Raw genomic sequence first — 6,392 nt, 5'->3', positions numbered from 1 at the left:
GAATATTTGATAAAATTTTAACACAATCTCGAACTGCAAAACCAAAGATAATGAATTTACGAGGAATTTGGAAAGATATTGGATTCGAAAAGATAACAGACATAGAATCTGAACTGAAAAATGCCAGAAAAGAAATAAAAGATGCTGTTTTAAAAAGGAAATATTAATGGAATACCTTCTCGATACAGTAACAATTATTCGGCATTTTACAGATATTGGAAAAACCGGAAAAAAGGCAAAAAAAATTCTAAAAGCCATTTCAAATAATAAATTTATGATTTCTGTTATTAGTCTAATGGAAATATTATATCTTTCTGAAAAGAACAGGATCAATTTGAGTTTGAAATATACAATATCAAAAATAAATTCATCGATAAATTATACAATTCTCGATTTAACTCCCGAAATCTTAGAAGTTGCAGAAACTATCGAATTTAAAGAACTACACGATAGATTAATTCTGGCTACTGCAAAATGGCTGAATATTCCTGTTATTTCGAGTGATAAACAATTTGAAAGAGTTGATGATATTGAAGTTATCTGGGATTAAAAAAGAAGATTGAAAATATTAAGAAGATATGATGTAATAATTAACAAAATAAAAGAAGTCGTTGATCGAACATTTGAAAAAATTATCTAACTTTATTTTTCAAAGAATTCCGAATCCTCTCCGCTCTTTCCAGATCCTTTTTCGTATCGATCCCGATCCCTTCATATTCCGTTTCGACCATTTTTATTTTCATGCCATTTTCTAATAATCGCAACTGCTCTAACTTTTCATTCTGTTCCAATTTTCCAGCAGGTAAATTAATAAATTCCATCAGAGATTCTTTTCGGAAAGCATAAACTCCAATGTGTTTATAATAATCTGGTTTCGGAAATTGTGATTGGGAATTTCTATAAAAAGGAATTTTAGAACGGGAAAAATATAGCGCAAAATTCTCTTTATCACAAACAACTTTTACATTATTTGGATTTTCAATATCTATTTTAATTTTGTGCATTAAAGTAGCAACTTCTACTTCTTTATCCTTAAAAGCTGAAATGAGTTTTTGCAAAGGTTCTTTAGAAATAAACGGTTCATCGCCCTGAATATTCACCACAAGATCACATTCGATTTTGGAACAGACTTCCGCGATTCTATCTGTTCCGCTATGATGTTTTTTTGATGTAAGAATGACTTTCCCGTTAATATCGTGGACAGCTTCGAATATTCGCTGATCGTCTGTTGCTACGATCACCTCATCGAAAAGTCCGCTGTTTTTTGCTCTTTCATAAACATGCTGGATAATTGGTTTCTGACCGAGTTTTACCAGAGGTTTCCCGGGAAATCTGGTAGAATCGTATCTTGCCGGGATGATAGCGATAATTTTCATTTGTGCCCCATTGGTCTTTTTTAATTTCATATGATTTGGAATTTGAAATAATATGTCATTGCGAGGTTTCTTATCGGGATTTCTTACGAAGCAATCTATTTTGAACAATTTTTAAATTACTTCGTCTGATGCCTGCAAGAGAGAACTCGTAATGACAAAAGTTTTATCTCTTATCTCTCCATCTTCATTTCCAGAAAAACTTTATAACTCAAAAGTGAATTCTTCATTTCAGAAATTATATAACTTCTGGTAATTGTCATATTCTCGATTTTTTTCGCTGTTTCCAGGGCAATGATCTTTTCAATGTTTTCATTAGTGCTTTCAACCATTCCCTGAACTTCTTTTTCCAAATAATTGGCAATTTCCAATCGTGTCTGCTCCGAAGCTTTTTCCCAGGCAACGATCAGATCATAAGAAGATGTGGAAGAATAACTGAAAATTGTATTCCCTTCAATCTTGATCTTTTCTTCTGAAAACCATTCCGGCTGGTTGGCAATATACTTTTTCTTATGAACATTTTCAATATCATTTCTCTTTGTGGAAAATAATCCGATATAATAATCGAAGAAAAAAGTTTCATCTACCAAATTCAAAGTATCGAATATTTTTTCAATTTCTTGAGGAGAAGAACTGACATTCAAGCGGAATTTCACTTTTCCTTCTTTAAGAATGTATTCCGAATCTTTAGAAGCGTACTTTTCAATAGCAAAGGAACCTTTGTTTCTGCTTTTAGAAACTGCAGCCATCTGCTTTGCAGATTCGACCATTTTTTCTTTTTCAAAACTTTTTTTGGAAATTCCTACAATATAATCTCCCTCCGCAGGCAAATAATAAATCCATTCCGGAAGTTTCTGCATCTCGATTTTATGAATAGATTCCTTTTCGTAATATTCGTATGAACGATGAGTAGAACATCCGATCATGAAAAATAAGATCAAAATTAAATTAATTAGTTTTTGCATTTTTCCTCTTTTCATTGTCATTCTGAGGTTTTCTCTTTCCTGAAAGAGACGGTTTCTAATAGAGGATTTCTCTCGAAGAATCTACAACTAAAACGAAATTCAAATCCAAACATCACTGAAGATTCCTCGAAAGAAGCCGTTGAAGGAACACTCGGAATGACAGCTATTTCATTTTTTTTTCTGTTTCCTTTTTTCCTTGAACCTCTGAACCTCTGAACCTTTGAACTCTTGAATCCTGAACCTTCTTCAAATAAATCATCAAAGCCGTTATATCAGTATGATTCACACCGGAAATGCGAGCAGCCTGTCCGAGAGAAACCGGTTTGATCTTATTTAACCTTTCCCGGGCCTCATACGCAATCGAGTTTATCTTCATATAATCGAGATTTTCGGGCATTTTGTTATGCTCCATCTTTTCAAACTTTTCGATTTCCGCAAGTTGCCTTTTCAAATATCCTTCATATTTAATTTCCAATGAAATTCTGCTCTTTATATCTTCCGTCACATCTAAAGGTATTTTATATCCGAACTTTTGCAGATCATTAAAAGTTATTTCCGGTCTTTTCAGAATATTGATCAATCGTGTTGGTTCTTTGATATCGCTTGTTTTGAGCGAATTATTATTTTTTAGAAATTCCATTTCACGATTGTGGATTTCCATCATTTTCCTGAATTTCCGCCACCTGACATCTTCAACTAAACCGAGTTTATATCCCAATGGCATCATTCTTTCATCAGCATTATCCTGACGCAAATAAAGACGATATTCCGCTCTGGAAGTAAACAATCGATAGGGTTCTGTTGTTCCTTTTGTTACCAGATCATCCAAAAGAACTCCAAGATACGATTGCGATCTATCGAAAATTATCGGGTCTTTTTTTTCCAGTGAAAGAACAGAGTTGATCCCCGCCGCAATTCCCTGGGCTGCAGCTTCTTCATAACCGGAAGTTCCATTGATCTGCCCGGCAAGATAAAGACCCTCGATCTTCTTCGTTTCCATGGTCGGTTTGATCTCATCCGGAATGATATAATCGTATTCAATAGCATATCCATACCGAATTATTATTGATTCTTTCAATCCTTCGATGGAATGCAGCATTCTTTTCTGAATTTCAGGAGGAAGACTATTGGAAACACCGTTAACATAGGCTTCGAAAGTTTTTTCTCCTTCAGGTTCGATAAAAACCTGATGATGTTCTTTTTTAGAAAATTTGACGACTTTATCCTCTATCGAAGGGCAATATCGAGGTCCAATTCCGCTGATATAACCGCCATATAGAGATGATTTGTCAAGATTGGAATTAATGATCTGGTGAGTTACCGGATTAGTAAAAGTAAGATAACAACTGACATCGTTCTTCAGAGCAATATCTCGATAATAGGAAAAACCTTGAGGATCCTCATCTCCCGGTTGTTCCTCGACTTTGTTCATATCAATTGTTCTCAAATCAATGCGAGGAGGTGTCCCGGTTTTGAATCTTGCTAAATTGAGTCCGGATTCAAGCAATGATAAAGACAATTTTTCTGCTGCTGGTTCCCCGGCTCTTCCTGAACTATAACTGACATTCCCTATATGAACCTTTCCCCGCAAAAATGTACCGTTCGCTAAAATTACTTTGGGAGCAAAATATTCTTCACCTAAATTCGACCTGACTCCAATAACTTGCTTTCTATTTTTGGATAAAATTATCTCATCGATGATGGATTCTTTGATATTCAAACCGGTTTGGTTTTCCAAAGACTGACGCATAATGATCGTATATTTTGTTCTGTCATTTTGGGAACGAGGAGCCCAAACTGCCGGACCTTTTTTCTTGTTCAACATCCGGAATTGAATTCCTGAAAGATCGGAAGATTTCCCGATTTCTCCTCCTAAAGCATCTATCTCTCGTGCCAGATGTCCTTTTGCCGGTCCTCCAACCGATGGATTACACGACATCCTCCCGATTGATTCTATCTTGATCACGAAAATAAGGACATTCGCTCCCATTTTAGCTGCTGACAAAGCAGCTTCGATCCCGGCATGTCCTGCTCCGACAACAATTATATCGAATCTATTTTTATTCATATACCAATTTCCGTTTCCATCTGAAAAATGTCCAAATCGATGTCAAGATGGAACTTCTTACTATTGAAAATCACAGAATAAGTTTTGTCATTTTGAGGTTTCTTTCAATTAAAATTCTTTTCTTTTTTGTGTGTTTTGTGCATCTTTGTGGCAAAATTTTCTTTTTGTGCCTTCGTGTCTTTGTGGTAATAAATTTTGGATTGACAAAGATAAAGCCCTGAAAAGTTTGAGACAGATTTTGAAAAATTGGAGAAAAATAATGGCAAAGCAAAATCGAACAGCGATTGTTCCTACCAGGGAAGAAAGTTATCCCGAATGGTATCAACAGGTCATCAAAGCTGCTGATATGGCGGAAACCAGCGAAGTTCGCGGATGTATGGTAATCAAGCCCTGGGGATATACGATCTGGGAAAATATTCAGAAAAATCTCGATGAAATGTTCAAAGAAACCGGACATGTAAATGCTTATTTTCCACTTTTCATACCAAAAAGTTATTTTGAAAAGGAAGCAGAACATGTAGAAGGTTTTGCCAAAGAATGTGCGGTTGTTACTCACTCGAGATTGGAAGATGACGGAAAAGGCGGACTTAAACCAGCAGGAAAACTGACCGAAGAATTGATCGTTCGTCCAACCAGCGAAACCATTATTGGAGCTTCATTCAGCAAATGGGTGAATTCATATCGCGACCTTCCGCTTTTGATTAATCAATGGGCAAATGTGGTGCGTTGGGAAATGAGAACTCGTTTGTTTTTGAGAACCACCGAATTTTTATGGCAGGAAGGTCATACAGTTCACGAAACAAAAGAAGAAGCATTGGAAGAAACATACAAGATGCTGGATGTATATGCAAAATTCGCTGAAGAATATCTGGCAATTCCAGTAATTAAAGGTGAAAAAACCGCATCCGAGAGATTCCCTGGAGCCCTTCAAACTTTTTCGATTGAAGCAATGATGCAGGATAAGAAAGCACTTCAGTCAGGAACATCTCATTTTCTGGGAACGAATTTCGCAACTGCTTCCAACATCAAATTCCAAAATAGAGAAGGAAAAGAAGAATATGCCTGGACAACTTCCTGGGGAGTTTCGACGAGATTGATCGGAGCATTAATTATGGCTCATAGTGATGATAACGGATTAGTTCTTCCTCCGAAAATTGCTCCTACTCATTTGGTCATTATTCCAATTTATCGCAATGATGAACAAAAAGAAAAGGTGATGAATTTCATTAAAAAACTGACATTTAAAATCAGAGAATTAAGATTTGATGAGAAGAATATCAGAGTTCAAGTTGATGATCGAGACATGCGAGGTGGAGAAAAGATCTGGAGTTGGATCAAAAAAGGTGTTCCGATCCGTCTGGAAATCGGGATGAAAGATATCGAGAATAATTCGGTCTTTATGGGAAGAAGAGACAAAGAACCGAAAAACAAAATCAGCATCGATGCGAAAGAATTTGTGCAAAACCTGATAAATATCCTTAATGAAATTCAGAATAATATTTATCAAAAAGCTTTGCAATTTCGAGAAGATAACACGGTGAAAATAGATGATAAAAAAGATTTCTATCAATATTTCACACCCAAAAATAAAGAAAATCCTGAAATTCATGGAGGTTTTGCTTTGAGTCATTGGTGTGGAAATCCCGAATGTGAAGAAAACATCAAAAATGATTTGAAAGTTACGATTCGCTGTATTCCAATCGATGCATCTGAAGAAAATGGAGAATGTATTTATTGCGGACAAAAAAGTAAAAAAAGAGTGATCTTCGCTAAAAGTTATTAAATTATGAAATTCTGGATTGACCAAGGTTCTACTATTTATTTGTTCCAGGTGCTAAAAGCATCCGGTGCATTGGATGATTATGGAAAAATCAGACAAGTCGTTAAAAACGGAGAAGTTTCTGTAAATAATGAAACTGCCTTCAAACAACGAATGGAATTGAAAACCGGAGATGAAGTTCGTTATCAAAAACATCATATAATGAT

Annotated in this window: 6 protein-coding genes; 3 read left to right on the top strand and 3 right to left on the bottom strand. The window is 35.5% G+C overall.

Annotated features, from left to right (window positions below; all coding sequences use genetic code 11):
• Positions 1 to 166 precede the first annotated feature (166 nt).
• The gene (locus tag ENL20_07690; protein HHE38442.1) at positions 167 to 550 is read left to right on the top strand and encodes a PIN domain-containing protein; all 384 of its coding nucleotides are present in this window, start codon (positions 167 to 169) and stop codon (positions 548 to 550) included.
• Between the two features lie 82 nt (positions 551 to 632).
• Here ENL20_07690 and kdsB read toward each other — a convergent pair whose 3' ends face one another.
• From kdsB to mnmG, 3 genes are all read right to left on the bottom strand, one after another.
• Positions 633 to 1,376, bottom strand: a complete 744-nt coding sequence (gene kdsB / locus ENL20_07685) for a 3-deoxy-manno-octulosonate cytidylyltransferase (GenBank protein ID HHE38441.1) — start codon at positions 1,374 to 1,376, stop codon at positions 633 to 635.
• A gap of 170 nt (positions 1,377 to 1,546) precedes the next feature.
• Positions 1,547 to 2,338: a hypothetical protein gene (locus ENL20_07680; protein ID HHE38440.1), complete on the bottom strand. Its 792-nt coding sequence runs from the start codon at positions 2,336 to 2,338 to the stop codon at positions 1,547 to 1,549.
• A 163-nt stretch (positions 2,339 to 2,501) separates the two neighbouring features.
• On the bottom strand, positions 2,502 to 4,406 hold the full coding sequence (mnmG, locus tag ENL20_07675; GenBank protein ID HHE38439.1) for a tRNA uridine-5-carboxymethylaminomethyl(34) synthesis enzyme MnmG: 1,905 nt from the start codon (positions 4,404 to 4,406) through the stop codon (positions 2,502 to 2,504).
• A gap of 259 nt (positions 4,407 to 4,665) precedes the next feature.
• Between mnmG and ENL20_07670 the strand changes: the two genes are divergently transcribed.
• Positions 4,666 to 6,189 (top strand): proline--tRNA ligase, encoded by a 1,524-nt coding sequence (locus tag ENL20_07670; protein HHE38438.1) that lies wholly within the window; start codon positions 4,666 to 4,668, stop codon positions 6,187 to 6,189.
• Between the two features lie 3 nt (positions 6,190 to 6,192).
• On the top strand, positions 6,193 to 6,392 hold a 200-nt coding region (locus ENL20_07665), incomplete at its 3' end, for a hypothetical protein (protein HHE38437.1).

The organism is Candidatus Cloacimonadota bacterium (assembly GCA_011372345.1).
GTDB lineage: Bacteria > Cloacimonadota > Cloacimonadia > Cloacimonadales > TCS61 > DRTC01.
Note: the sequence above shows the minus strand (reverse complement) of the source record. Positions and strands in the feature narration are given on the sequence as shown.

Coding starts and splice junctions, on each gene's coding strand:
- ENL20_07690 (HHE38442.1), top strand. CDS start 167: ATGGAATACCTTCTCGATACAGTAACAATTATTCGGCATTTTACAGAT.
- kdsB (HHE38441.1), bottom strand. CDS start 1,376: ATGAAAATTATCGCTATCATCCCGGCAAGATACGATTCTACCAGATTT.
- ENL20_07680 (HHE38440.1), bottom strand. CDS start 2,338: ATGCAAAAACTAATTAATTTAATTTTGATCTTATTTTTCATGATCGGA.
- mnmG (HHE38439.1), bottom strand. CDS start 4,406: ATGAATAAAAATAGATTCGATATAATTGTTGTCGGAGCAGGACATGCC.
- ENL20_07670 (HHE38438.1), top strand. CDS start 4,666: ATGGCAAAGCAAAATCGAACAGCGATTGTTCCTACCAGGGAAGAAAGT.